21 protein-coding genes are annotated in these 23,619 nt (G+C 67.8%); 12 read left to right on the top strand and 9 right to left on the bottom strand.

The window, feature by feature from the left end; all coding sequences use genetic code 11:
- Nucleotides 1-120: 120 nt before the first annotated feature.
- The gene (locus AB0M22_RS04220) at nucleotides 121-1,878 is read right to left on the bottom strand and encodes a proline--tRNA ligase (RefSeq protein WP_364720828.1); all 1,758 of its coding nucleotides are present in this window, start codon (nucleotides 1,876-1,878) and stop codon (nucleotides 121-123) included.
- Nucleotides 1,879-1,936: 58 nt separating this feature from the next.
- On the opposite strand from AB0M22_RS04220, the gene yaaA reads away from it, so the two are divergent.
- The gene (gene yaaA, locus AB0M22_RS04215; RefSeq protein ID WP_364720826.1) at nucleotides 1,937-2,680 is read left to right on the top strand and encodes a peroxide stress protein YaaA; all 744 of its coding nucleotides are present in this window, start codon (nucleotides 1,937-1,939) and stop codon (nucleotides 2,678-2,680) included.
- Between the two features lie 9 nt (nucleotides 2,681-2,689).
- Here yaaA and AB0M22_RS04210 read toward each other — a convergent pair whose 3' ends face one another.
- Nucleotides 2,690-3,325, bottom strand: a complete 636-nt coding sequence (locus AB0M22_RS04210; RefSeq protein WP_364720824.1) for a metal-dependent phosphohydrolase — start codon at nucleotides 3,323-3,325, stop codon at nucleotides 2,690-2,692.
- A 216-nt stretch (nucleotides 3,326-3,541) separates the two neighbouring features.
- Here AB0M22_RS04210 and AB0M22_RS04205 point away from each other — a divergent pair, with 216 nt between their 5' ends.
- The gene (locus AB0M22_RS04205; protein WP_150405709.1) at nucleotides 3,542-4,273 is read left to right on the top strand and encodes a hypothetical protein; all 732 of its coding nucleotides are present in this window, start codon (nucleotides 3,542-3,544) and stop codon (nucleotides 4,271-4,273) included.
- A 422-nt stretch (nucleotides 4,274-4,695) separates the two neighbouring features.
- On the opposite strand, the gene AB0M22_RS04200 is transcribed toward AB0M22_RS04205, so the two are convergent.
- Nucleotides 4,696-5,373, bottom strand: coding sequence for an NAD(P)-binding domain-containing protein (locus AB0M22_RS04200; RefSeq protein ID WP_364720821.1), 678 nt, complete (start codon nucleotides 5,371-5,373; stop codon nucleotides 4,696-4,698).
- 86 nt (nucleotides 5,374-5,459) lie between these two features.
- Nucleotides 5,460-7,058: a PucR family transcriptional regulator ligand-binding domain-containing protein gene (locus tag AB0M22_RS04195; protein WP_364720819.1), complete on the bottom strand. Its 1,599-nt coding sequence runs from the start codon at nucleotides 7,056-7,058 to the stop codon at nucleotides 5,460-5,462.
- 136 nt (nucleotides 7,059-7,194) lie between these two features.
- Here AB0M22_RS04195 and AB0M22_RS04190 point away from each other — a divergent pair, with 136 nt between their 5' ends.
- Genes AB0M22_RS04190 through AB0M22_RS04180 form a run of 3 tightly spaced genes read left to right on the top strand, consistent with a single transcriptional unit; the run spans nucleotide 7,195 to nucleotide 10,578 of the window.
- Entirely contained in the window at nucleotides 7,195-8,685 is a 1,491-nt protein-coding gene (locus AB0M22_RS04190) for a CoA-acylating methylmalonate-semialdehyde dehydrogenase (RefSeq protein WP_364720816.1), read from the top strand.
- A 55-nt stretch (nucleotides 8,686-8,740) separates the two neighbouring features.
- Nucleotides 8,741-10,108 (top strand): aspartate aminotransferase family protein, encoded by a 1,368-nt coding sequence (locus AB0M22_RS04185; protein ID WP_364720814.1) that lies wholly within the window; start codon nucleotides 8,741-8,743, stop codon nucleotides 10,106-10,108.
- Between the two features lie 56 nt (nucleotides 10,109-10,164).
- A complete protein-coding gene (locus AB0M22_RS04180; RefSeq protein ID WP_364720811.1) occupies nucleotides 10,165-10,578 on the top strand; it encodes a PPOX class F420-dependent oxidoreductase in 414 nt (137 codons plus the stop codon).
- A gap of 21 nt (nucleotides 10,579-10,599) precedes the next feature.
- Here the strand turns inward: AB0M22_RS04180 and AB0M22_RS04175 are convergent, their stop codons facing one another.
- Both AB0M22_RS04175 and cobA read right to left on the bottom strand, forming a co-directional pair.
- Nucleotides 10,600-12,060 (bottom strand): MFS transporter, encoded by a 1,461-nt coding sequence (locus AB0M22_RS04175; protein WP_364721660.1) that lies wholly within the window; start codon nucleotides 12,058-12,060, stop codon nucleotides 10,600-10,602.
- A 198-nt stretch (nucleotides 12,061-12,258) separates the two neighbouring features.
- Nucleotides 12,259-13,449: a uroporphyrinogen-III C-methyltransferase gene (gene cobA / locus AB0M22_RS04170; protein WP_364721658.1), complete on the bottom strand. Its 1,191-nt coding sequence runs from the start codon at nucleotides 13,447-13,449 to the stop codon at nucleotides 12,259-12,261.
- A gap of 234 nt (nucleotides 13,450-13,683) precedes the next feature.
- On the opposite strand from cobA, the gene AB0M22_RS04165 reads away from it, so the two are divergent.
- Together AB0M22_RS04165 and AB0M22_RS04160 are read left to right on the top strand one after the other, a co-directional pair.
- Nucleotides 13,684-14,658, top strand: coding sequence for a hypothetical protein (locus AB0M22_RS04165; protein ID WP_364720809.1), 975 nt, complete (start codon nucleotides 13,684-13,686; stop codon nucleotides 14,656-14,658).
- Between the two features lie 91 nt (nucleotides 14,659-14,749).
- The gene (locus tag AB0M22_RS04160; protein ID WP_364720807.1) at nucleotides 14,750-16,135 is read left to right on the top strand and encodes a cytosine permease; all 1,386 of its coding nucleotides are present in this window, start codon (nucleotides 14,750-14,752) and stop codon (nucleotides 16,133-16,135) included.
- Between the two features lie 210 nt (nucleotides 16,136-16,345).
- Here AB0M22_RS04160 and AB0M22_RS04155 read toward each other — a convergent pair whose 3' ends face one another.
- Nucleotides 16,346-17,878, bottom strand: coding sequence for a PucR family transcriptional regulator (locus tag AB0M22_RS04155; RefSeq protein ID WP_364720805.1), 1,533 nt, complete (start codon nucleotides 17,876-17,878; stop codon nucleotides 16,346-16,348).
- A gap of 84 nt (nucleotides 17,879-17,962) precedes the next feature.
- Here AB0M22_RS04155 and AB0M22_RS04150 point away from each other — a divergent pair, with 84 nt between their 5' ends.
- Together AB0M22_RS04150 and AB0M22_RS04145 are read left to right on the top strand one after the other, a co-directional pair.
- Nucleotides 17,963-18,433, top strand: coding sequence for a nucleoside deaminase (locus AB0M22_RS04150; RefSeq protein WP_364720802.1), 471 nt, complete (start codon nucleotides 17,963-17,965; stop codon nucleotides 18,431-18,433).
- A 29-nt stretch (nucleotides 18,434-18,462) separates the two neighbouring features.
- A complete protein-coding gene (locus AB0M22_RS04145) occupies nucleotides 18,463-19,422 on the top strand; it encodes a 2-oxoglutarate and iron-dependent oxygenase domain-containing protein (protein WP_364721656.1) in 960 nt (319 codons plus the stop codon).
- Between the two features lie 102 nt (nucleotides 19,423-19,524).
- On the opposite strand, the gene AB0M22_RS04140 is transcribed toward AB0M22_RS04145, so the two are convergent.
- Nucleotides 19,525-20,430 carry a LysR family transcriptional regulator gene (locus AB0M22_RS04140; protein ID WP_364720800.1) on the bottom strand — a complete coding sequence of 302 codons (906 nt, stop codon included), beginning with the start codon at nucleotides 20,428-20,430 and terminating at the stop codon, nucleotides 19,525-19,527.
- A 196-nt stretch (nucleotides 20,431-20,626) separates the two neighbouring features.
- On the opposite strand from AB0M22_RS04140, the gene AB0M22_RS04135 reads away from it, so the two are divergent.
- Nucleotides 20,627-21,265 (top strand): TetR family transcriptional regulator, encoded by a 639-nt coding sequence (locus AB0M22_RS04135; RefSeq protein WP_364720798.1) that lies wholly within the window; start codon nucleotides 20,627-20,629, stop codon nucleotides 21,263-21,265.
- Nucleotides 21,266-21,268: 3 nt separating this feature from the next.
- Here the strand turns inward: AB0M22_RS04135 and AB0M22_RS04130 are convergent, their stop codons facing one another.
- Complete coding sequence (locus AB0M22_RS04130; RefSeq protein ID WP_364720795.1) at nucleotides 21,269-21,733, bottom strand: thioesterase family protein; 465 nt, start codon at nucleotides 21,731-21,733, stop codon at nucleotides 21,269-21,271.
- A gap of 452 nt (nucleotides 21,734-22,185) precedes the next feature.
- Here AB0M22_RS04130 and AB0M22_RS04125 point away from each other — a divergent pair, with 452 nt between their 5' ends.
- Nucleotides 22,186-23,373 (top strand): cytochrome P450, encoded by a 1,188-nt coding sequence (locus AB0M22_RS04125; protein ID WP_364720792.1) that lies wholly within the window; start codon nucleotides 22,186-22,188, stop codon nucleotides 23,371-23,373.
- Nucleotides 23,360-23,584: a ferredoxin gene (locus tag AB0M22_RS04120; RefSeq protein WP_364720789.1), complete on the top strand. Its 225-nt coding sequence runs from the start codon at nucleotides 23,360-23,362 to the stop codon at nucleotides 23,582-23,584. The genes AB0M22_RS04125 and AB0M22_RS04120 overlap by 14 nt, the downstream gene beginning before the upstream one ends.
- Nucleotides 23,585-23,619: the final 35 nt, after the last annotated feature.

Genomic DNA, 23,619 nt, shown 5'->3' with positions numbered 1-23,619 from the left:
CTGTCGTACCTCACACGGCAAATCTCGCCTACGCGACCGTAGGTCCGCCGGTCTGTTCCGCCGCGGAAACAGCGCGGCCCCGATGGGATGTCCATCGGGGCCGCGCCGCTAGGTCGATGGCTAGCCGCGAACCTTCGCGACCACCGCGTCGACGGCCGAGTCGGCGGGGATCTCGTCGGCTTCGCCGGTGAAGCGGTCGCGCAGTTCGACCTTGCCCTCGGCCCAGCCGCGGCCGACCACGAGAACCAGTGGCATGCCGAGCAATTCGGCGTCCTTGAACTTCACCCCCGGCGAGGCGGTGCGGTCGTCGAACAGGACGTCGAGGCCCTGGGCGTTGAGGCCGGCGACGACTTCCTCGGCCCCCGCGCGGGCGGCCTCGTCCTTGTTCGCGATGACGACGTGCACGTCGAACGGCGCGGCCTCGGCGGGCCAGCGCAGGCCCTTGTCGTCGTGCTGCTGCTCGGCGATCACGGCGACCATGCGGGACACGCCGAGGCCGTAGGAGCCCATGGTCAGGCGCACCGGCTTGCCGTTCTCGCCGAGCACGTCCACGTCGAACGCGTTGGTGTACTTCTGGCCGAGCTGGAAGATGTGGCCGATCTCGATGCCGCGCGAGGCGACCAGCACGCCCCGGCCGTCCGGCGAGGGATCGCCGTCGCGGACCTCGGCGGCCTCGATGGTGCCGTCCGGGGTGAAGTCGCGCCCGGCGACCAGGCCGACGACGTGCTTGCCCGGCGCGTCGGCGCCGGTGATCCAGGCGGTGCCGGTGACCACGCGGGGATCGACCAGGAAGCGAACACCGTTGGCCTGCAATGCCTTCGGCCCGATGTAGCCCTTCACCAGGAACGGATTGGCGGCGAAGTCGGCCTCGGTGAGCAACTCGACCTCGGCCGGCTCGACCGAGGAGCCGAGGCGCTTGTCGTCGACCTCGCGGTCGCCGGGGATGCCGATGCCGACGATCTCTTCCTTGCCGTCCGGGTGGCGCAGCTTCACCATGACGTTCTTCAAGGTGTCGGCGGCGGTGACCGGACGACCGAACTGCTCCGCGATCCCGGCGCCGTTGGCCCAGTCGACCAGCGTCGCGATGGTGGGGGCGTCCGGGGTGTCGTGCACGACCGCCTCGGCCAGACCGTCCAGCGGCAGCGGCGCGGGGGCGGGCGTGACCACGGCCTCCACGTTCGCCGCGTAGCCGGACTCGACGCAGCGCACGTAGGTGTCCTCGCCGGACGGGCTGTCGGCCAGGAACTCCTCGGACGCGCTGCCGCCCATCGCGCCGGAGGTGGCCGCCACGATGACGTACTTGACCTGCAACCGGTCGAAGATCCGCTGGTACGCCTCGCGATGGGCGTTGTAGCTGGTCTTGAGGCCGTCCTCGTCCAGGTCGAACGAGTAGGAGTCCTTCATGATGAACTCGCGGCCACGCAGGATGCCCGCGCGCGGACGTTCCTCATCGCGGTACTTGGTCTGGACCTGGTACAGGATCACCGGCAGGTCCTTGTACGAGTTGTATTCGCCCTTCACGGTGAGCGCGAACAGTTCCTCGTGCGTCGGGCCGAGCAGGTAGTCGGCGCCCTTGCGGTCCTGGAGCCGGAACAGGTTGTCGCCGTACTCGGTCCAGCGATTGGTGGTCTCGTACGGCTCGCGCGGCAGCAGCGCCGGCAGCGAGATCTCCTGGGCGCCGATCGCGTCCATCTCTTCGCGCACGACTTCCTCGACCCGGCGCAGCACCCGCAGGCCGAGCGGCAGCCAGGAGTAGACGCCCGGCGCGATGCGCCGCACGTATCCGGCGCGGACGAGCAGTTTGTGGCTGGGCACCTCGGCGTCGGCGGGATCGTCGCGCAGGGTACGCAGGAAAAGTCGAGAGAGGCGGGTGATCACGGATGCACAGGGTAGTCGCTGGCCCCGCGCGGGTCACAGCGCATTACCGTTATCGCTCGTGCTGGTGCTGCTGCCTCCCTCCGAAACCAAGTCCGACGGTGGTACGGACGTTCCGCTCGACCTCGACGCGCTGTCGATGCCGCAGCTCACAGCGGTGCGCGACCGGCTCATCGACGAGGTGACCAAGCTGGCCACCGACCCGGACGCCAGTCGCGCCGTGCTGGATCTCGGCAAGGGGGCTGACCTGGAAATCGCGCGCAACGCGGCCCTGCGGACCTCGCCGACACGCCCGGCGCTGGAGCGTTATACCGGGGTGCTCTACGACGCGCTGGACGCGCGGTCGTTCACCAAGGCGCAGCGGACGAAGGCGTATGCGCGGCTCGGCATCGGGTCGGCGTTGTTCGGCGCGGTCCGGGCGAGCGATCCGATTCCGGCCTACCGGCTTTCCGGCGGATCGAAACTGCCGGGTCTGCCGACGCTTTCGGCGGTTTGGCGGGAGTCGCTGCCCGAGGCGCTGCTCGCCGAGGCCGCGGGTGAGCTGGTGGTGGATCTGCGCTCGGGGGTCTATCAACAGCTCGGGCGCGTTCCCGGCGCGGTCACGGCCAATGTGCTGACCGAACATCCCGACGGCTCGCGGACCGTGGTGAGTCACTTCAACAAGCACCACAAGGGGCTGCTGGCGCGTGCTCTCGTCCTGTCCCGCGCCGAGCCGACCGATGTCCGCGGGCTCGCGCGAGTGGCGACCAAGTCGGGGCTGAAGACCGAAATCGCCTCTCCCACCGAGTTGCTGATTCTCACCTGAGCGTTCGGGTCAGTCCGTCGGCTCGGTGAGTTCCGCCAGTTCCCGCTGGAGGTTCGCGCGTGCCGCGGCCTCGTATCGCGTTCGGGCCGTGGGTGTTCGGAACAGTCGCGGCTGCTGCGCCAGTCCCTGAAGTACCGCCGCGCGTCCGGCCCGGAACAGCGCGTCGGGCACATGTCCGTACTCCGCCCTGACCGCGGCGGTGTACGCGGCATAACCCGATTCGTCGGCGGCCAGTACGGCAAGGTCGGCATCGCACAGGACACCACCGTTGCGGTCGTCGTCGGCCGGATCGTGGGTCGCGGTGAGCCGCACCAGTCTGGCCACCTCGCCGACGAGTTCTGGTGCGGCACCGAGGGATTCGAGCACCTTCTCGGCCAGCACCGCGCTCTGCTCTTCGTTGTCCGCACGATCCACGGCGTAAACGGCGTCGTGAAAGAACGCCGCATACCGAACCGCGTCGGCATCATCGGCGTCGCCGGCCAGCTCGTCGATCACCGGCAGCATCGCCGCCAGGTGATCGATCGTGTGATACCGCCGATGCGGCTCCTGATACCGCTGGATCAGGTCGTCCCCGACCGCCGCGGCGTCCGCCCCCGCCAGTACCGCCCACCGCTCGCGCAGGCCCGTCTCCATCGCTGTCCCCATCGCCACAGTCTGCCGATCCGCGCCTCCGCCGACAATGCCCCGGCCTCTGTGCCGTACAGCACAGCACGCACCGGCCACCGGAAAATAAGATGCGCCGACCGCGCACCGGTCCGTACCGTGGGCATCGGAGCTCGGGGTTGCCGGAACGGGAGGATTCGGTGGCCCCGAGCCGAATGTTGGTGCACCGCGCGGTAATTGCGCGGCGGGGAGGTAGAGATGACGAAGCTGAATCAGATCATTGCGGTGGAGAAGGGCATCAAGAGCGGTGCCCTGCGCGAGCTGGCCGAGGCGCACGGCTCGTTGCAGAAGGCGCCGCTGCTGGCCGGACTCGCGCGCACCTATCAGCCGAAAGACGAAGAGGGCGAGCAGCTTCCGTCGGAGTCCACCCGGGTGCAGGTGAAGTCCGAGGAGGTGCTGCGGCAGACCGCGGCGACGCTGACCCGGCTGTTCGATGTCACCGCGACCAAGGACTGGGCGAACACCGCGGCCAAGGCCGATGTGACGGTGGACGGCGAGGTGCTGCTGCGCGACGTGCCGGTCTCCTACCTGCTGTTCCTGGAGAAGCAGCTGGCCGAGCTGCACACCTTCGTGAAGAAGCTGCCGGTGCTGGACGCGGCCGAGGTGTGGTCGTTCGACGACTCGTCCGACACCTGGCGCACCGACGCCGTGCGCACCATGCGCACGAAGAAGGTGCCGCGCAACCACGTGAAGGCCGAGGCGACCGAGAAGCACCCGGCCCAGGTCGAGGTGTACTACGAGGACATCTCCGTCGGTTACTGGACGCTGGTGCGGTTCTCCGGCGCGCTGCCGGCCCGGCGGATCAACGAACTGGCCGTGCGAGTCGAAAAGCTCCAGCGGGCAGTGCAATTCGCGCGTGAAGAGGCGAACGGGACCGAGGTCACCGACCGCAAGACCGGTGACGTGATCTTCGGATACCTCTTCCGCTGACCCGGCGCAGGCCGACCGCCATCGGCCCCGCGCCCCACAGACTCCCCCGCCACGTGCGGGGGAAGCGCAAGGAGCGCAAAACTCAATCTGAAGCCGAAGCTGAATCACACGGCGACAGTGGGGGTTCGAGTCCCCCTCCGGGCATCCAGGTCCGGGTAGCCCAACTGGTAGAGGCAACCGTGGTCAACCTCAGACTCTCGCTCCAGCACGAGTATTCGCCGCCGAACACCGCGGGACGAGGAAAGGACATGCCCGCGACGAGATGCCGGTTCAACTCCGGTCTTCCGCGCCCATGCGGAGGTGGTCTAACCGTATGACACGTCGCTGACCTGAAGCTCATCCGATCCCGACGCCGGGGTGTGCGAATTGGGCGGCATTCTGAAACCCGGGAGCAGGCTACGCTCCCGGGTTTCGCATATCCGTCAGCGCTGCGCGGTGGCCAGCAGCGCGCTGATCTTCGCCGCGTCGGCGGGCGCACCGTCGTTCTCCCAGAACGGAAGTGCCGACGCGTACGGGTCCGCGTACACCGGCGTGTTCACCTGGAAGCGCCAGCTCTCGCTCAGCGGGCCGACGTCGACGGCGTCATAGCCGAGCACGTCGAGCAGTTGTGCCGCAGCGGCTTTCGCGTCCGCGTCGTCGCCTGCGATCGGCAGCGCCGTGCGATCCGGCGAGCCGATCGGGCGGGCCAGCTGGCCGAGGTGGGCGAAGTAGATGTTGTTGAACGCCTTCACGACCTTCGAGGTCGGCAGATGCTGTTGCAACAGTTCGCTGCTCGTCGTCGACCCGTCCGCGACCTCGGCGAACGTGCCGTCCCGGTCCGGGTAGTAGTTGTTCGTGTCGATCACGACCTTGCCGGCCAGCGGCGCCACCGGCACCTGCCGGTAATTGCGCAGCGGCACGGTGACCACCACGATGTCCCCCGCCGCGGCCGCCTCGTCGGCGGTCGCCGCCCTTGCCCGCGGGCCGAGCTCGGCGACGAGATCGGCCAGCGTCTCCGGCCCGCGCGAGTTGCTGAGCACCACATCCAGCCCGGCGGCGATGGCGAGCCGCGCCACGGTACTGCCGATGTTCCCGCTACCGATCAATCCAAGGGTTGTCATACGCCGTCAAACGCGCCCGTGACCTCGGATGTTCCCAAACCGGACAAAGGCCACAGCGGCAGGTGAGACACGTCACGCGGGATCGATCACGGCACGTCGGCGTTAGCGGTGAGATCGCGGATGAGCAGCGCGGCGTGCAGCGACGTGCGCGACTCGCCGTCCTCGAGATCGACGGCGAGGATGCGTTCGATGCGGGCCAGCCGGTCGTAGAGCGTCGGCCTGCTGATGCTGAGCCGGCGCGCGAGTTCGGTCTTGTTCCCGGCCAGGTCGAGGAACTGGCGCAGGGTGCGGGTCAGGTCGGCGGTGTGCCGAATGTCGTAGCGCAGCAACGCACTCAGCTCGGTCTCGGCGAAACGTTGCACGCCCGGTTCGTTGCGGATCAACGAGAGCAGGCCGCGCAGCCGCACATCGCCGCTGCGGTAGAACGCCCGCGGCGCCGAAGTCTTCAGGGACAGTGCGACTTCCGCGACGTGTGCGGCGTGCGGCAGCTCGTGCGCGGTGTCGAGCAGCGAATCCGATTCCGCGCCGACGCCGATCACCACGCGCTCGACACCGTCCACGCGACGCACCTCGCCGGTGATCGCCGTGCAGGCGGCCGTCAGGCTGTGGTCCAGATCGCCGGATCGGGGCAGCGCCAGAATCATGCCGACCCGGTCGCCTTGATCGGCCGCGGCGAGCGCGGTCAATTTCGCCAAACCGAGGCCGTGCGTGACCGCGTCCAGGATCCCCGCAGCCCGGCGTTGCCTGGCGACCGGATCGGTCTCCGCGACCGCGGCGACGTCGATAGCCAGCGGAACGTAGGCGGCACGACGAGCCAGACCCAGGGCGGCAGCGCGCGCCACCGCGTCCCGCTCGTCCAGCACCCGACCGTTGACCAGGTCGTCGATCAGCCCGGTCTGCGCCTGCCGATGCAGGCCGAAGCGGTCCTTCTCGATCATCCGGTGCAGGGTCAACGTTTGCGCGGCGCGTTCGAGCACCATCCGGGCGCGGGCGGTCGGCACGTCGTTGGCGGGCAGGATCAGCCGCCCCCACCGCTGCGTGTGCGGGCCGACGGCCACCGCGTCCCAGCCGTCGGGCAGCAGCCGCGAGGTGGTCTCCCAGTCGTCCAGCAGCGTCGAGGTGGACGCGTGCCGGGCGGTGAGCGTGAGCACCCGATGCGCCAGGTCCTCCAGCACCACCGACGAATCCAGCATGCCCGCAGCGGTTTTCACGATCTCGGCGAGTGACGCGCGGCGCACGCTGAGGTCGGTGAAGGTCTCGTGCACGGTGCGCGCGAATTCGAGTTCGGCGTACTGCTCGGCCACGATGACCCGGTGCACCGCCTCGGTGATCTCGACGAACCGGGTGATCTTGTGCAGCACGATCACCGGCAGCCCCAGCGCGTCGGCGGTCGCGGCCACGACCGGCGCGAGTTCAGGCACGTAGCCGCCCAGCTCGATGACCAGCCCCGCCACCCCGGCGGCGGCCAGCGCGGTCAGATAGCCGACCGTCGCGATGTCGCCGTGACTCATGGCCTGGCCGGTGGTCAGAATCAGTTCCCCGCCGACCAGCAGCTGCGCCACATCGGCCACGTCGCTGACGTGCACCCAGCGCACCGGCCGATCGAGCGATCCGCCCGCCACGACCTGCGGCTCGCCGGCGCACACGACCGGCATCGCCAGCACATCGGCCACGGAGGGAAGCACCGACGAATCGTAATACGAAATCGGAAATCACGTACAGATCGTCGGGCCATCCAGGATGGTTGATGGCGCAGAGTAGTACCCAGGAGGCGTCCACCCGCCGACGCACCGCGACGCTCACGGATCGAATCGAGGAGAAATGCAGACAATCGCGCACTGGCTCGACGGCAAGGCTTTCGCAGGCACCAGCGAGACGACCGCGCCGGTGACCAATCCGGCGACCGGGGTGGTGACCGGACAGGTCGCGCTCGCGAATGTCGCGGACACCCGCGCCGCGATCGACGCCGCCGCCGATGCCTTTCCCGCCTGGCGGGACGCCTCGCTGGCGCGGCGCACGCAGGTCCTGTTCCGGTTCCGTGAGCTGCTGAACGAACGCAAGGAAGACCTGGCGAAGCTGATCACCGCCGAGCACGGCAAGGTGCTGGCCGACGCCATGGGCGAGGTGAGCCGCGGCCTGGAGGTGGTCGAATTCGCCTGCGGCGTACCGCATCTGCTCAAGGGCGGGTACACCGAGAACGCGTCGACGAAGGTGGACATCTTCTCCATCCGCCAGCCCCTTGGCCCGGTGGCGGTGATCTCGCCGTTCAACTTCCCGGCGATGGTGCCGATGTGGTTCTTCCCGCTGGCCATCGCCGCGGGCAACACGGTGGTGCTCAAGCCGAGCGAGAAGGATCCGTCGGCGTCGCTGTGGCTGGCCGAGCTGTGGGCCGAAGCCGGTTTGCCCGCCGGTGTTTTCAACGTGGTGCAGGGCGACAAGGTCGCGGTCGACGAGCTGCTGGACAACCCGGCGATCAAGGCCGTGTCGTTCGTCGGCTCGACCCCGATCGCGAAGTACGTCTATCAGCGCGGCACCACCGCGGGCAAGCGAGTGCAGGCGCTCGGCGGCGCGAAGAACCACATGGTGGTGCTGCCGGACGCCGACCTGGACCTGGCCGCCGACGCCGCGGTGAACGCCGGATTCGGTTCCGCGGGTGAACGATGCATGGCGATCAGCGTGGTGGTCGCGGTCGGCGACGCAGCCGACGAACTGGTCGGCAAGATCACCGAGCGGGCCACCACGATCAAGACCGGCGACGGCACCCGCGGCACCGACATGGGCCCGCTGGTCACCCTGGCGCACCGGGACAAGGTCGCCGAGTACATCGCGGCGGGCGAATCCGCCGGTGCCAGTGTGGTTCTCGACGGACGCGGGATCGAGGCCGACGGCGCTGCGGACGGATTCTGGCTCGGACCGACGATTCTCGATCACGTCGACGCCGAGATGAGCGTCTACACCGACGAGATCTTCGGCCCCGTCCTGTCAGTGGTGCGGGTGGACAGCTACGACGACGCGCTCGCGCTGATCAACGCCAACCCCTACGGCAACGGCACCGCCATCTTCACCAACGACGGCGGCGCGGCCCGGCGCTTCCACAACGAAGTTGAGGTCGGCATGGTCGGCATCAACGTGCCGATCCCGGTGCCCATGTCCTACTACAGCTTCGGCGGCTGGAAGAACTCGCTGTTCGGCGACTCGCACGCGCACGGCGCCGACGGCGTGCACTTCTTCACCCGGGGCAAGGCCGTGACGACGCGCTGGCTCGACCCGAGCCATGGCGGGATCAATCTCGGCTTCCCCGAGAACAAATAGCCACCGCCCCGAGTACAAGTAACCCACAATCCCAGCGACGCAGGAGAACTCGCCGATGACCCTCCCGAACGGATTGACACCGGAGTCCGCCCGCGCGGCCGCCGAACGCGCGTACGAGCTCGACCGCCGCCACGTCTTCCACTCCTGGTCCGCCCAGGCGAACCTGAACCCGATGACGATCAGCGCGAGCCAGGGCTGTTACGTCTGGGACGGGGAGGGCAACCGGCTGCTCGACTTCTCCTCCCAGATGGTGAACACCAATATCGGCCATCAACACCCGAAAGTCGTTGCGGCGATCCAGGAACAGGCCGCCAAGCTGTGCACCGTGGCGCCGCCGCACGTCAACGACGCCCGCTCGGAGGCGGCGCGGCTGATCGCCGAGCGGACTCCGGGCGAGCTGAACAAGATCTTCTTCACCAACGGCGGCGCCGAGGCGGTCGAGCACGCGGTGCGGATGGCCCGGCTGCACACCGGCCGCTACAAGGTGCTGGCCCGCTACCGCTCCTATCACGGCGGCACCGAGACCGCGGTCAACCTGACCGGCGATCCGCGGCGCTGGGCCAACGATCACGGCAACGCCGGCGTGGTGCACTTCTTCGGCCCGTTCCTCTACCGCACGCAATTCCACTCGACCGACGAAACCCAGGAAACCGAGCGCGCTTTGGCGCATCTCGAGCAGACCATCGCGTTCGAGGGGCCGAACACCATCGCGGCGATCGTGCTCGAATCCATCCCGGGCACAGCGGGAATCATGATTCCGCCGCCGGGGTACATGGCGGGCGTGCGCGCGCTGTGCGACAAGTACGGCATCATCTTCATCGCCGACGAGGTGATGTCGGGGTTCGGCCGGACCGGAAAGTGGTTCGCGATAGAGCATTTCGAGGGCGTCGTCCCCGATCTGATCACCTTCGCCAAGGGCGTGAACTCCGGGTACGTGCCGCTCGGCGGGGTGGCGATCAGCCCGGCCATCGCCGCGACGTTCGACGACAAGCCCTACCCCGGCGGGCTCACCTACTCGGGTCATCCGCTGGCCACGGCCGCTGCCGTCGCGACGATCAACGCGATGGCGGATGAACGCATCGTCGAGAACGCCGCCGACATCGGTGCCCGGGTCCTCGGTCCCGGCCTGCGGGAGATCGCCGAGCGGCACCCGAGCATCGGCGAGGTGCGTGGCACCGGGGTGTTCTGGGCGCTGGAACTGGTCCGCGACCAGGCGACGCGCGAACCGCTCGCGCCGTACGGCGGCACCAGTCCGGCGATGAACGAGGTCGTGGCCGCGTGCAAGGCGGCGGGACTGCTGATGTTCGTCAACTTCAACCGGCTGCACGTGGTGCCGCCGTGCATCGTCAGCGAGGCCGAGGCGAAGGAAGGTCTGGCCATCCTGGACAACACGCTCGCGGTCGCCGACCGGCACGCTTCCTGACCACACCCTGGCGACAGCCCGGAATGCCGTCGGCTTCCGGGCTGTTCCCTTTATGCGTGACCGATACCACTGAGCTTTCCGAAGATCTGAAGAAGTATCTGGACGAGTCCAACGTGTTCGCGACGGTGGCCACGACGAACCCGAACGGCCAGCCGCACCTCACCGTCATCTGGCTCGAGCGCGACGGCGACGACCTGCTGTTCTCCACCACCACCGATCGCCAGCAGGGCAAGAACCTGGCCCGCGATCCGCGGATCACCATCATGATCAACCCGCCGGAGAACCCGTACACCTACGCCGAGATCCGCGGCACCGCGACGCTCACCCCGGATCCGGACAAGACCCTGCCGAACAAGCTGTCGGAGAGGTACACCGGGCAGAAGTACCTGGACTTCAACCCCGCCTCGGTCAACGACGGCCCGCGCGTCATCGTGCGGGTGACGCCGAGCAAGGTCGCCGGCCGGCTCTGAACAACCAGCGGCCCGGCAGGCTCAGGCCTGCTGGGCCTCTTCCTGCGCGTGCTGCGCCTGCGCGAGCTGAGCCGGGGTGAACCGCAGGGTCAACGCGATCAGCCCGGCCACGAACGCGACGATCGCGCAGACGAACAACACCAGCGTGTAACCGCTGCCGAGCGCCGCGACCTCGGTCGCGTTCATCTCGGTCACCTTGCCGGTGCGGCCGCCGAGCGAGAGCGTGCGCGAGGCCGCGATCGGCGTGAGCAGGCCGATGGCCACCGGCGTCGCCAGGTTCATGAACATCTGCCCGACCGCGGACAGCGGCCCGATGTTCTCCGCCGACACCCCGACCAGCACGCACAGCGGCGCGAGCACCATCGCCATGCCGACGCCGAAGCCGATCACTACGAGCAGCGGCAGCAGGGTGGTCGGGTAATCCACGTCGCCGTCGAGCGTCGAACCGAACAGCAGGCCGATGCCGAGCACGACCGCCGCCCCGGCCAGCAGCCAGCGCGGCGCGAAGAGCATGGCGAGCTTGGAGGCCAGCGCGCCGCCGATGCCGATGCCGATGGTGAACGGGATGGCCGCGACGCCGGCTTGCAGCGGGCTGTAGCCGATGACGTTCTGCAAGAACTGGGCGACGAAGAAGGTCATCGCGCCGAGCACGCCGCCGGCCAGGAAGATCAGCAGGAAGGTCGCGACCCGGTCGCGGCTGTCGAACAGCGACCACGGCAGCAGCGGATCCTCGATCTGCCGCTCCATGATCACGAACACCACCAGCAGCACCACGCCGCCGATCAGCGCGCCGATGATGAACGGGTTGTCCCAGCCCATCTCGGGTCCCTCGGTCGCGCCGAACACGATGGCCGCGCAGGCGAGCGTGCCGAGGATCGCGCCGCGCACGTCCAGCGGCGAGCGGTGATGCGCGGTGTCGGCCAGCTTGTAGATCGCGCCCACGATGATCAGCACGCCGATCGGCACGTTGATCAGGAAGATCCACCGCCAGGACACCTGGGTCAGCGCGCCGCCGACCACCAGGCCGCCGACCGAGCCGATGCCGACCATCGAGCCGACGATCGCGATCGCCTGGTTGCGCGCCTTGCCCGGCGCGAAAGTCGTTGCCACGAGGGCGAACGCGGTCGGGGCCGCGATCGCCGCGCCCGCGCCCTGAATCGCGCGGGCGGCGAGCAGCATGCCCTCGTTCTGGGCCAGCCCGCACAGCAACGAGGCGAAGGTGAACAGCGCGACGCCGATGATCAGCATCCGCTTGCGCCCGAACGCGTCGCCGAGCCGGCCGCCGAGCAGCATGAGCCCGGCGAAGGTCAGGCCGTAGGAGGTCACCGTCCACGCGCTACCCGCGCTGGACAGCCCCATCTCCTCCTGCAACCGGGGCAGCGCGAAGATCACCACGGTGCCGTCCAGCACCACCATGAGTTGCAGCCCGCTCAGCACAAGGATGGCGAGCCCGAAGGCCCGCTGCTTCATCGGATACTGCATCGTCGCAGCGGGATTCTCGAGCACAGTGAGCCACTGTACTTACCCTGGCGCTCCGCACGGTATCGGCGGCCTGTCGCCCGCACCCCGCAGCACGCGTGCTCCCGGCGAGCCGGACAGACGCACACCTTCTGACATACGCACGCGTGTTTGCGCGGCGAGTCGGTGTGCGGGGAATCAGAAGGTGTGCGGCTGTGGGCGTCAGTTGTCCGCGGAGAAACCTGCGGTGGGGCCGATGACCACGATGGCGGGCGGGCGGATGCCCTCGTCTTTGACCCGGGCGGCGACGGTGCCGAGGTCGGCGCGCAGCACGCGCTGGGTGCGCATGGTGCCCTCCTGGATGACCGTGGCGGGGGTGCTCGCGGCGCGGCCGTTCTCGATGAGCACGGTGGCGAACTGCTCGATGCGTTCGACGGCCATCATCAGCACGATGGTGCCGCGGAGGCGGGCGAGGGCGGGCCAGTCGACCAGCGAGTCCGGGTGATCGGGCGCGACGTGGCCGCTGACCACGACGAATTCGTGGGTGACGCCGCGATGGGTCACCGGAATACCGGCGGCCGCGGGGACCGAGATCGGGCTGGTGATGCCGGGGACCACGGTGACCGGGATGCCCGCGTCGACACAGGCTTCGAGTTCTTCGAAGCCGCGGCCGAAGACATAGGGATCGCCGCCCTTGAGCCGGACGACGAACTTGCCTGCCTTCGCGCCCTCGATGAGCGCGGCATTGATCGCGTCCTGGGCCATCGCCCGTCCGTACGGGATCTTCGCCGCGTCGATCACCTCGACGTCGGGGCCGAGTTCGGCCAGCAGTTCCGGCGGGGCCAGGCGGTCGGCGACCACCAGGTTCGCCCGGCCGAGCAGCCGACGGCCGCGCACCGTGATCAGGTCCGGGTCGCCGGGTCCGCCGCCGACCAGGGCGACGCCCGGCGTGATCGGCGTCGAATCATCGGTCACCACACCGGATTGCAGCGCCTCGAGCAGCGCGTTGCGCACCGCGGCCGAGCGGCGATGCTGCCCGCCGGCCAGCACGCCGAGGGTCATGCCGTCATAGCGGGCGGTGGCCGGCGTGACCGCGGTGCCGAGCCGGGCGATGTCCGCGCGCACGCAGAAGATGCGGCGGCGCGTGGCCTCCTCGACCACGGCCGCGTTGGTCTCCGGCTCGTCGGTGCAGGCGATCGCGTACCACGCGCCGTCCAGGTCGCCCTCGGCGTAGGCCCGCAGCGTGACGGTGATCTGCCCGGAGGTCGCCATCCCCTCGACCGCCGGGGTGACCTCGCGACTGACCACATGTACGTCCGCGCCGGAGGCGATCAGCAGCCCGAGCCTGCGCTGCGCCACCGTCCCGCCGCCGACCACGACGACGCGGCGCCCGTCGAGATCGAGCCCGACCAGATAGTTCGGGTCGCCCTCGTTGGACGCGGCGGTATCGGATACCGCCTGGTCGGCGGTGTGGTCTGACGTGTTCGGCACAGTTTTCGAGCCTACGGCCTGGCTCCGACGCCACGGCAATCGAGTCGGGTCACCGCTGGTCGGAGGCTCGCGACGGCGGCAAAAGCAGGGCTCGACCAGCGGGAAACGGCCGAGGCCCCAGGTTAGGTGACCATGATCGTTCCTATACTCGGGCGCATGAACCGCTGGAGTCGGACAGTGCAATTCGTGGTCGCTTCGATAGCTCTGGCGTGCGTGCCGGCCACGGCCGGTGTGGCGCAGGCTGATCCGGCACCGTATGTCCCGACGCAGGGTGTCGAATCGAAGTACTTCCAGCCGGGTCCGGCGGCGGTGACCGAGAAGTTGGGGTTCGGGTGTTGCGACTCCACCGGGGCGAAGTTCGATGTCTGGTATCCGGCCGATCTCGGTGCCACTCGGCATCCGATCGTGGTGTGGGGTGACGGGACCAATGCGGTGCCGAGCCAATATGCCTACCTGCTGCGGCATTTGGCGTCGTGGGGGTTCGTGGTGATCGGCACCGAGAACCAGAGCACCGGGTCCGGGGTCGATATCCGGAAGTCGCTGGATTACCTGCTGGCGCAGGACGGCGATCCGACGAGCGTGTTCTACGGGAAGCTGGACAAGGCGGCGGTCGGCGCGATGGGGCATTCGCAAGGTGCGTCGGGGGTGCTGAACGCGCTGCGCGATGCGGGCGGGGCGATCAAAACCGCGGTGCCGCTGGAGCTTCCGGCCCAGCACTTCTGCTCGAATTCGACCTCCTGTGCCGATACCCGTTCGCTGACAACGGGTTCGGTGTTCTTGGTGAACGGGACGGCGGACGGACTCATCTCCCCCTCGCAGCAGTTGCTGCCGTGGCAGGCGGAGGGGTTGCAGTCGAATCAGGCTTACTACGAGGCAACTCCGGCGAATCTGGCGAAGGCGTGGGGCACGCTCAACGGCCCGAATCACAACGACGTGCAGGGGCAACCGGACTGCGCGGGCGCGTCGGTTCCGTGCACGACCGGGGTGTACGGCTATCTCGGGTATCCGACGGCGTGGCTGATGGCGCAGTTGCGCGGCGATGCCGCCGCCCTGGACGCCTTCCGGCCGGGCGGTGAGTTCGGCACGGCGTCGCCGAATTGGAGCAACCAGGTCAGCGCCGTCGCCGGATAAGCAGGGGGTGGGCGAATTGTCCGCCGTGCGGTAACTACTGACGTACGGTTCGTCCGTTGCCCGACGGCCCGGCACGGACGAGTGTTCATACATGGCTTTGACCGATGACACGCCGCTGGCGTCCGAATACGCCGACCGCGTCATCGCGGTGGAACCGGGCGGCAACGAGCACATTCCCGACGACGCCCGGCACGGCAAACCACGCCAGCTGTTCTGGACCTGGATGTCGCCGAACCTGGAATTCGCCACCATCTTCATCGGCGTGCTGTCGGTCACCGCGTTCGGGATGAACTTCTGGCAGGCGACGCTCGGTCTCGCGGTGGGCGTCGGGCTCGGCGCCGCAGCGCATTACGTGCTCTCGGCCCGTGGACCCGCGCACGGCGTGCCGCAGATGGTGTTGGGGCGCTTGGCCTTCGGGTATCGGGGCAACGCGCTGCCCGCGGCGTTCATGTCGATCATGTGCGGGGTCGGCTGGTTCGCCACCAACAGCGTGAGCGGCGCGTTCGCGTTGAGCACGCTGACCGGGATGCCGAAGCTCACCGCGCTGATCCTGATCGTGCTGGTGCAGACCGGGTTTGCCGCGTTCGGCCACAACCTGGTGCACGCGTTCGAGCGGTTCGTGTTCCCGGTGCTCGCGGTCGTGTTCCTGGTGGTGACCGTCGTCATCTTCACCAAGGCCGACCTCGGCGCGGCCGCACCGTCCGGTGGCGTCGGCGGGATCGGCGGATTCCTGCTGACCGTCGGTACCGCGTTCGGCTACGCGGGCGGCTGGAATCCGTACGCGGCGGACTACTCGCGCTACCTGCCCAAGACCGTGTCGCGGGTCGCCACCGGCGGCTATGCCGGGGCCGGGCTGTTCGTTTCCTGCTTGTGGCTCTCGGCGCTCGGCGCGGCCTCGGCCACCATTGCCGGCTCGGTGCAGGGCAGTCCGACGGATGTGTTCACCGCGAATCTGCCTGGCCTGCTGGCGAACCTGACCCTGCTCGCCATCGCGCTCGGCGCGGTCGCGGCCAATGCGTTGAATGTGTATTCGGGCGCAATGGCATTCGTGACGATCGGCATCAAGCTGCCGATCCGCACGCAGCGGGCCGTGGTCTCGATCGGCTTCGGCGCCATCGGTTTCCTGGTCGCGTGGTGGGCGCTGCCCGACGCCGCCGCCAGCTACGAGGCGTTCCTGCTGATCGTCGCGTACTGGATCGGCCCGTGGCTGGGCGTGATGTTCGTCGACCAATACCTGCGCCGCGGCCGCAAGATCGACGACCTGCTCTACAACCGGTCGTACACCAATTGGCCTGGCGTAACGGCATTCCTACTCGGCCTGGCGATCTCGGTCCTCCTGTTCTCCAACCAGGCCAAGTTCACCGGCTACCTCGTCCGCCAACTCCCCGACCTCGGCGACATCACCTTCTTCGTCGGCTTCGTCCTCGCGGCGGCGACCTACCTCGTGCTCGGCCGGCGCGGCGGCACCAGCGACTGAGCAAGCCTGGGGTGATGCAATTGAGCCGGCCGGCGTCCGCGAGCTGCCCCGCAGGCACGTCCGGCCAACTGGGATGGCAATCGCCGTAAACATCGTCTGGATTCGCATTCGCGTCCGAAGCCCGAGAGCGGGGTCGACGAGCGGTGCGGACGGAGCAGGTCGAGGAGTTCGTCGCCATGGTCGAATCGGTCGCCGCAGCGGCGCGACAAGTCAAGGGGTGGCGAGGCGATGGGCGCACAGGGCGAGGAGGAGGGTGCCGGTCAGGGCGGGGGCGGCGGGGTCGTAGCCGAGGAGGTCGCGGATGCGGTCGAGGCGCTGGTAGAGGGATTGGCGGCCGATGTGCAGGGTGGTGGCGCAGCGGGTGGGGCTGGCGCCGTGGCGGAGGTAGACCTCGAGGGTTCGGGTGAGGTTGCTGTGATGGGTTGTGTCCCAGGCAATCAGCGGGGCGATGGTGGTGGCGATGAGGCGGGCTCGCTCGGTGGCGGGGAGGGATTCGACGACGAGTTCGGTGGCCAGTTCGCGGCAGGTGGAGATGGGGCTGCCGGCCAGCCAGTCGCGGCGGTGGCGGGTGGCCAGGCGCAGCGCGGACCGGGTGGCTTCGAGTGAGCCGGTGAGCGCGGCGGAGGTGAAGTCGCAGGGATCGCCGACCACCAGGGTGACGCCGTCGATGCTGTTGGTGGTGAACGCGTTTCGCAGCATTCGGACCGTTTCACCGACCGGGTCGGCGGTGGCTGGGTCCAGTGCGAGCACCCCGTAGGTGGTGGCGTGCACCTCGGCGATCAGTCCCGGCCTGCCGAGTTCCTTTGCCGCGGTGTCGATCAGACGGGTCGCGATGCGGGCATCGGGTGCGTCGACCGCCACCGGCACCAGCCTGCGTCCGGCCAGCGCGGGCACGCCCGCGGCCGCGGCGCGTACCTTCAGATCGGCTTGGCGAATCGGCTTGCCGTCCAACAGGTCCGCGAGCAGCGTCGTCGCGGCGAGCTGCGGGCGTCCGGCCGGGGCGCCCGAATTCGCCAGCGCGAGGCCGAGACTCGGCGCGGACTGGTCGAGGACGACGGCGAGGGTCGCGCTGTCCAGGGACGAGCCCGGCCCTGCGGTGAGGGTCCCCAGGGTGTTGTCCTTGGCGCGAATCGAAGCCGCCGCGGCGGCGGATTCGACTGCGGCCCAGGCCGATCGATCATCATCGACGCCGTGCGCTGCGATCAGCGCACCATTGCCGCTCGTCACGATCAGCGCGCAACCGGTGACTCGACCGATCCTGGCGAGCAGCTGCGCGAGACCGTTCCCCGCCGCCAGCTCGCCGGTCAGATCGCGCGCCAGTTCATTGAGCATCCGCAGCAACCGCACCTCGCGCGACACGATCTCCGTGTTCGCCGCGCGACACAGATCGATGAACGGCACCACACTGCGCAACGCGATCAACGGCAGGCTGTGCCGCGACGCCTCGGCCACCATGTCCGGCGGGATGGCATCGAAGGTGCGGCCGAGTTCGAAGGCGACACCGGCCACCCCGCGCCCGGCGATCTCGCGCAGGTAATGCCGCCGCATCCCCGCGTCCACGCCCGTCAGCCCGAGACCGGTGGTGAGCAGCAGCTCCCCGCCGGACAGCAGCGGGCTGATCTCGTAGATCTCGCTCGAGTGCACCCACCGCACCGACCGTCGAAGTGCGCTGCGACCTGCCAGGACGAGCGGATCGGCCGCGACGAACTGATCGTCGAGCAACTCGCGCACGGTAGGCAACATACGGTCATCCTGTCATCCGCAGGCTCAGACCGGGCGGACGATCTGTACGTTGCGGCCGGCGCGGTTCCCTTGGAGGCTGGACCCATGACGCAGGCGATACCGGCACGACAACTGCTCGAGGTGGCATACGACGAGGCCCAGCTCGGCCTGGCCGAGGGCGGCATCCCGATCGGCGCCGCGCTGTTCGCGGCCGACGGCACCCTGCTCGGCCGCGGCCACAACCGCCGCGTGCAGTCCGGCGATCCCAGCATCCACGCCGAAACCGACGCCTTCCGCGCCGCGGGCCGCCGCCGCGACTACGGCTCGACGATCATGGTGACCACCCTGTCGCCGTGCTGGTATTGCAGCGGGCTGGTCCGTCAGTTCGGCATCGGCGCGGTCATCGTCGGCGAATCGCAGACCTTCCACGGCGGCCACGACTGGCTGGCCGAGCACGGCGTCGCGGTGACGGTGCTCGAGGACGACCGGTGCGTCGAGATGATGACCAGGTTCATCACCGACTATCCCGCGCTCTGGAACGAAGACATCGGCGTCGCCGACGAGGTCGAGGCGTAGCGAACCAGTCCCGCAGAGAGTGAGACGAGATAAACGCGATCGCAACGATCGATCTGGCCGCGTGGCGGGCCGGCGGCGCCGCGGCGGCCGAGGTCGAGCGCGAGGTGGACGAGGGGTTGCGTCGCGCCGGGTTCCTGCTGGTCCACGGGCACGGCGTGCCGGGAGGCCTGGCCGGTGCCGTGCGTGCGGCCGTTCGGCGCTTCTTCGCGCTGCCGGACGCGGTGAAGGAACGCTATGCCGTCACGGTCGGCGGGCGCGGGTGGATCGGACCGGGTAAGGAGGCCAACGGTTATGCCGAGGGCACCGAGACACCGCCCGACTTGAAGGAGACCTTCGCCGTCGGCGCGGACACCGCCACCGGCGATCGGCACATCGATGACGTCTGGTTCCTGCCCAATGTCTGGCCGGACGAGGTGATCGAACTGCGCGAGTTACTGACCGCCTACACCGACGCCGTCCACACCCTGTCCGACGAACTCCTCGCACTGTTCGCCGCGGCACTTCACTTGCCCGCCAACCCTTTCCAAGACTTGGCCGGCCGCCCCACCTGGACCTGCAACATCAATCACTACCCACCGATGTCCATGGTCGGCCCACCGGAACCCGGCCAGTTCCGGATCGGCCCACACACCGATTTCGGCACCGTCACCGTGCTGGACCGCGAGCCCGGCGCAGGCGGACTACAGGTCTATACCGAGGCGGAAGGCTGGGCCGACGCTCCCTACGATCCCACCGCACTGACGGTGAATATCGGTGACCTGCTTGCCTATTGGAGCGGCGAACGCTGGCCGTCCGGTCGCCACCGCGTGCTGCCACCGCAAGCGGAGGCCCCTGAAGAAGACCTGGTCTCGCTGATCTTCTTCTACGAACTCGACCACGACGCCGTCGTCACCCCATTGGAACCACCGATCGGCCGCGTAACCGGCCTCCCACCAGTCGTCTCAGCCGACTTCCTACGCACCCGCCTCGACGCGATCACCATCGCCTGACCTCAGCCGCACCACTCTTGATTTCCCGCACCGGGAATCGCAATCAATTCCCGGTGCGGGAAATCAGAACTGGTGCGGCTGCGCGGCGGGAGTGCCGAAACGTTACTGCGCTAGCGGATCTGCGGCGGCGACGGTGGCACACACCTCGTTGAATGCTTGCAGGAGCGCCGTGTCTCGATCGGCGCGCCACACCAGACCCCATTGCAGCGGACCGGCGTCGCGGATCGGCACATACGCCAGGTCGGGGCGGACGTGGAACAGTGCGGTGTGCGCGGAGACGATGACCACTCCTTTGCCCGCCGCCGCGAGCATCATCAGCTCCAGGAAGGTCTCCGAGACCGCGCCCTGGGGGATCCGTCGACCCGCCGGCGTGTAGACCGGATTACGGTCCACCCGAACCGATTCCGGCATCGATTCCGGCATCCGGAGCAGCTGCTCGTCGGCGAGCTCCTCGAGGGAGATGTCCGGCTGCCCGGCCAACCGGTGCGTCGCCGAGACGGCGAGCAACCGAGGTTCGGTGATCAGGACCGGCCCCGCGACGATATCCGGATCCGTCACCGGGTACGGCATGAACGCCGCGTCCGCGGTGTCGGCGCGCAGCCGCTGCATGACGTCGGCCAGCTGGGCCTCGCGGATGCGCACCTGGCAGTGCGGCGACCGGCGACGGAACTCGTCGGCGGCCGTGGTCAGCAGGTGTCCACCACCGATGCTGATGAACAGAATGTCCAGGGCATGCTCGCCGCCCTGCCCCGCTCGGATGGCCCTGGCCATCGCGGCCTGCGCTTGCGACCAGGCGGGCAGCAGATCCTGATACAGCTGCGCGCCGATCTCGGACAGCTTCACCTGCCGGCTCGTGCGATGGAACAGCGGAGTTCCGATGCGCCGCTCCAGCTTTCCCACGGTCTGGCTCACCGAGGACGGCGACAGATGCAACCGCTTCGCCGTTCGCCCGAAATGCAACTCCTCGGCCAAGGTGAGAAAGATCTCGACTTCCTGCCGTTCGATCACCCGTACCCCCCATCATTCAGTTCACCTTCATGATCGTGTCCCGATCACGCCTTGATCGACCCGCCGCGAGTGTGGGAAGTTCGTTACAACCACCGTTCCAGGTGGGGTGCGCGTGCTCGAATACGTTGCTGCACTTCGCATTACGAGCACAGGGCCTGGGATGCGCACCAGCGTTGCGGACCAGTGAAGGGGAATCATGTCCGACGTTTTCGAAGAACTGCACTGCGATCCCCTTGTCGCGATTGACATCTCAGCTCCCGAACGGCGGGCGGAGCTGTTGCGCACCGCCGCGCGGACGTTCGCGCAGCGGGGGTTCGCGGCCACCACGGTTCGCGATATCGGCGAGGCCGCCGGCACCTTCGCCGACAGCATCTACTACCACTTCGAGTCGAAAGACGCGATGGTGGACGAGATTCTGCGCGAATTCCTGGAGGACCTGTTCGGCCGTTACGGCGACATCAAGCTGAGCGGTCTCGATCCGGTGGAAACCCTCCGGCTCATCCTCGCGGCATCGTTCGAGTCGATCTTCATCCATCACGACGCCGTCGTCATCTATCAGGCCGAATCGGCTCAGCTGACCGCACGCTCGGCGAGGTTCGCCTATCTCGACGACTACAACCTCGAGTTCCATCGGAACTGGACCGAACTGCTGCGGGCCGGCATCGCGCTCGGGCGGCTGCGGGCCGACCTCGACGTGGATATGACCTACAAGTATCTGCGGGATGCGGTCTGGTCGGCGGTCCGGTGGTACCGCCCGGGCTGCGGCAGGTCGGCAGAAGAGTTGTCGGACAAGTACTTCGAGATCGTGTTGCACGGCGTAGGTGGAGCACGGTGACGGTCAATTCCGCGGGAACCTGATCGTGCGCCCCACCCCGTCGGGCTGGCCCGCTGCGCGCTGTTCGGCGGCGAACCGGGTGAGGCGGGTGAAGACGTCGGCGGGCAACGGGGCGGTCTTTCTCGTGCCGAGATCGACGTGCAGGTCCAACTGTTCGGATACGGCCACCCGCGTCCGGTCGCCGAGATTGCGTACCTCGTGAAAGAAGTGCAGCCGCTTGGCATCCACTCCCAGCAACCAGGAATCGACGGCCAGCCGTGACCCTTGCCGCACCTCTCGTTCGTAAGTCATGGCCGTCTGCACGACGACCTTCCCGAATCCGGTGGTCCGGACGTAATCGTCGCCGAGTCCGAGGGCGTCGGTGAACGCGGCATGGGCGCGGTAGACCACGATCCCGTAGTACTGGGCGTTCATATGGTCGTTGATATCGATCCAGTCCACATCGACGTCACATTCGAGGGTTCGCAAACCGCCACCTTCCCCACGTTGTCAGCAGTTACCCGCACAGAGTACAACCAAGCGCTTGTTTGGGGCAACCGATGCCGTGTCTAACGTGGACGAAACATGTTCTGGCAGAACCCGTTTGGCACACTTCCGCTTTGGGCTCGAAGCACGCAGATCGGCCTCGAATGATCTTCGATGACTTGGATCACAGGCTCAGGTGCAGCCGTTGCGGTCGGTATTTAGGTGACGTAATGTCCGAAGCGGGGCGATAAGACAGCAACATCACTTCGAATCCTATTGCGCCCCTGCGTTAGTCGCATGGTGGTGTTGCCTGATCGCAGATGCCGCTGGGGGTTTTCGACAATCTCTTGATTTGCCACAGACGCCAGACCCGTCGTGATTTCGAATCACACACAGCTCCATCGAGCGCTAGCACGCCGGGCGGATTGAATATCCATCCAGGGAAGGGGAGAAACGTGCAGCCCACACATTTGTCTACCAAGCGGAACAACGCACCGCCGACGAAATTCAAGCTGCCGGCCGGGCCGGAATGCTGGTTGGTCACCAGTTACGAAGATGCTCGAAAGGTATTCGCGGATCCCAGCTTCGGCCGGGCCGATCTGTTCTCCGGAGAACTGCCCGATCTCGTTCCCTCGCCGAACATGATCGAAGATCCGGACAACCTGACGAATCTCGACGGCGCCGACCACCGACGCCTCCGCGGTCTACTCCAGCGAACGTTCACACCGTCGGCCATCGCGCTCTGGCGCCCGTGGATCGAATCGGTCGTCGAGCAGTACGTTTCGGCGTTGCACGAGTTGCCCGACGGCTTCGACCTGATCGCGGAATTCACCCACACGCTGCCGGTCTCGGTGATCACCAGACTGATGGGACTACCCGCCGCGCGCCAATCGGACATGCTGCGCTGGAGCGAGATCTCGTTGACCACCGAGGGCGTCACCCTCGACGACATCCAGCAGAGCAACAACGAATTCAAGGACTGGGCCAGGGAACTCATGGCGGCCCGGCGGGCCGAACCCGGTGACGATCTCATCAGCTACCTGGTGCAACGCGACGACGGGACGATTCCCGAGGGGCAGCTGACCACCCTCGTCTGCGTCCTGATCATGGCGGGCCACGAGACGACGATGTCGATGCTCGGGAACTTCCTCGTCTATCTGCTCGCCTACGACCGGGAAGCCTGGGCGGCGTTGCGCACCGCGGACGACGACCAGATGGAGCGGATCGTCGAGGATCTGCTGCGAATAACCCCGCTCGGCGACCGGAAACACCGGCCAGGACCACTGCGGTATACCAAGTCGGACATCGTCGTCGGCGGGGTGCAGTTCCGTAAGGGCGATGTGGTCGCCATCGATGTGGTGGCGTCCAACCACGATCCGGAATTCCACTGCCCGGTTTCGAAGATCGACACCGAAGTCGATCTTCCGGTACCGCATCTGACCTTCAGCTCCGGGCCGCATCTGTGCATCGGCGCCTGGCTGGCGCGGTGGGAACTGGGGCTCGCGCTCCGTGGGCTCGCGCGGGCGTTCCCCGATCTGACGCTGGCCGACGATATCGATGAACTCACCTGGATCATCCGCATGGTGACCCGTAGTCCTCGAAAGCTTCGAGTCAACAAGGGTGTTGCGCATGGAAAAGCGTAATCCCATGGAAGAGCGCCGTTTCTACGTCGACCGGAAGTCTTGCATGGGCACCGGGCTGTGCTTCGGCGCCTATCCCAATTCGTTCGAGCCGGTGGCACCCAATCAGGCACGGGTTCGTCGCGAATCCGCGGCATTGTCCGAGCTGGAGATTGCCACGAACAATTGTCCGACCGGGGCCATTCGGGAAGCGAATTCCGTTCTCGGCAAGTAGTCGGCAAACAGGGTCGTCATCACCAGCGAGGAGGT

This window comes from Nocardia sp. NPDC051756 (assembly GCF_040681495.1).
Taxonomy (GTDB): Bacteria; Actinomycetota; Actinomycetes; order Mycobacteriales; family Mycobacteriaceae; genus Nocardia.
This window is presented reverse-complemented; position numbering and strand designations above follow the sequence as displayed.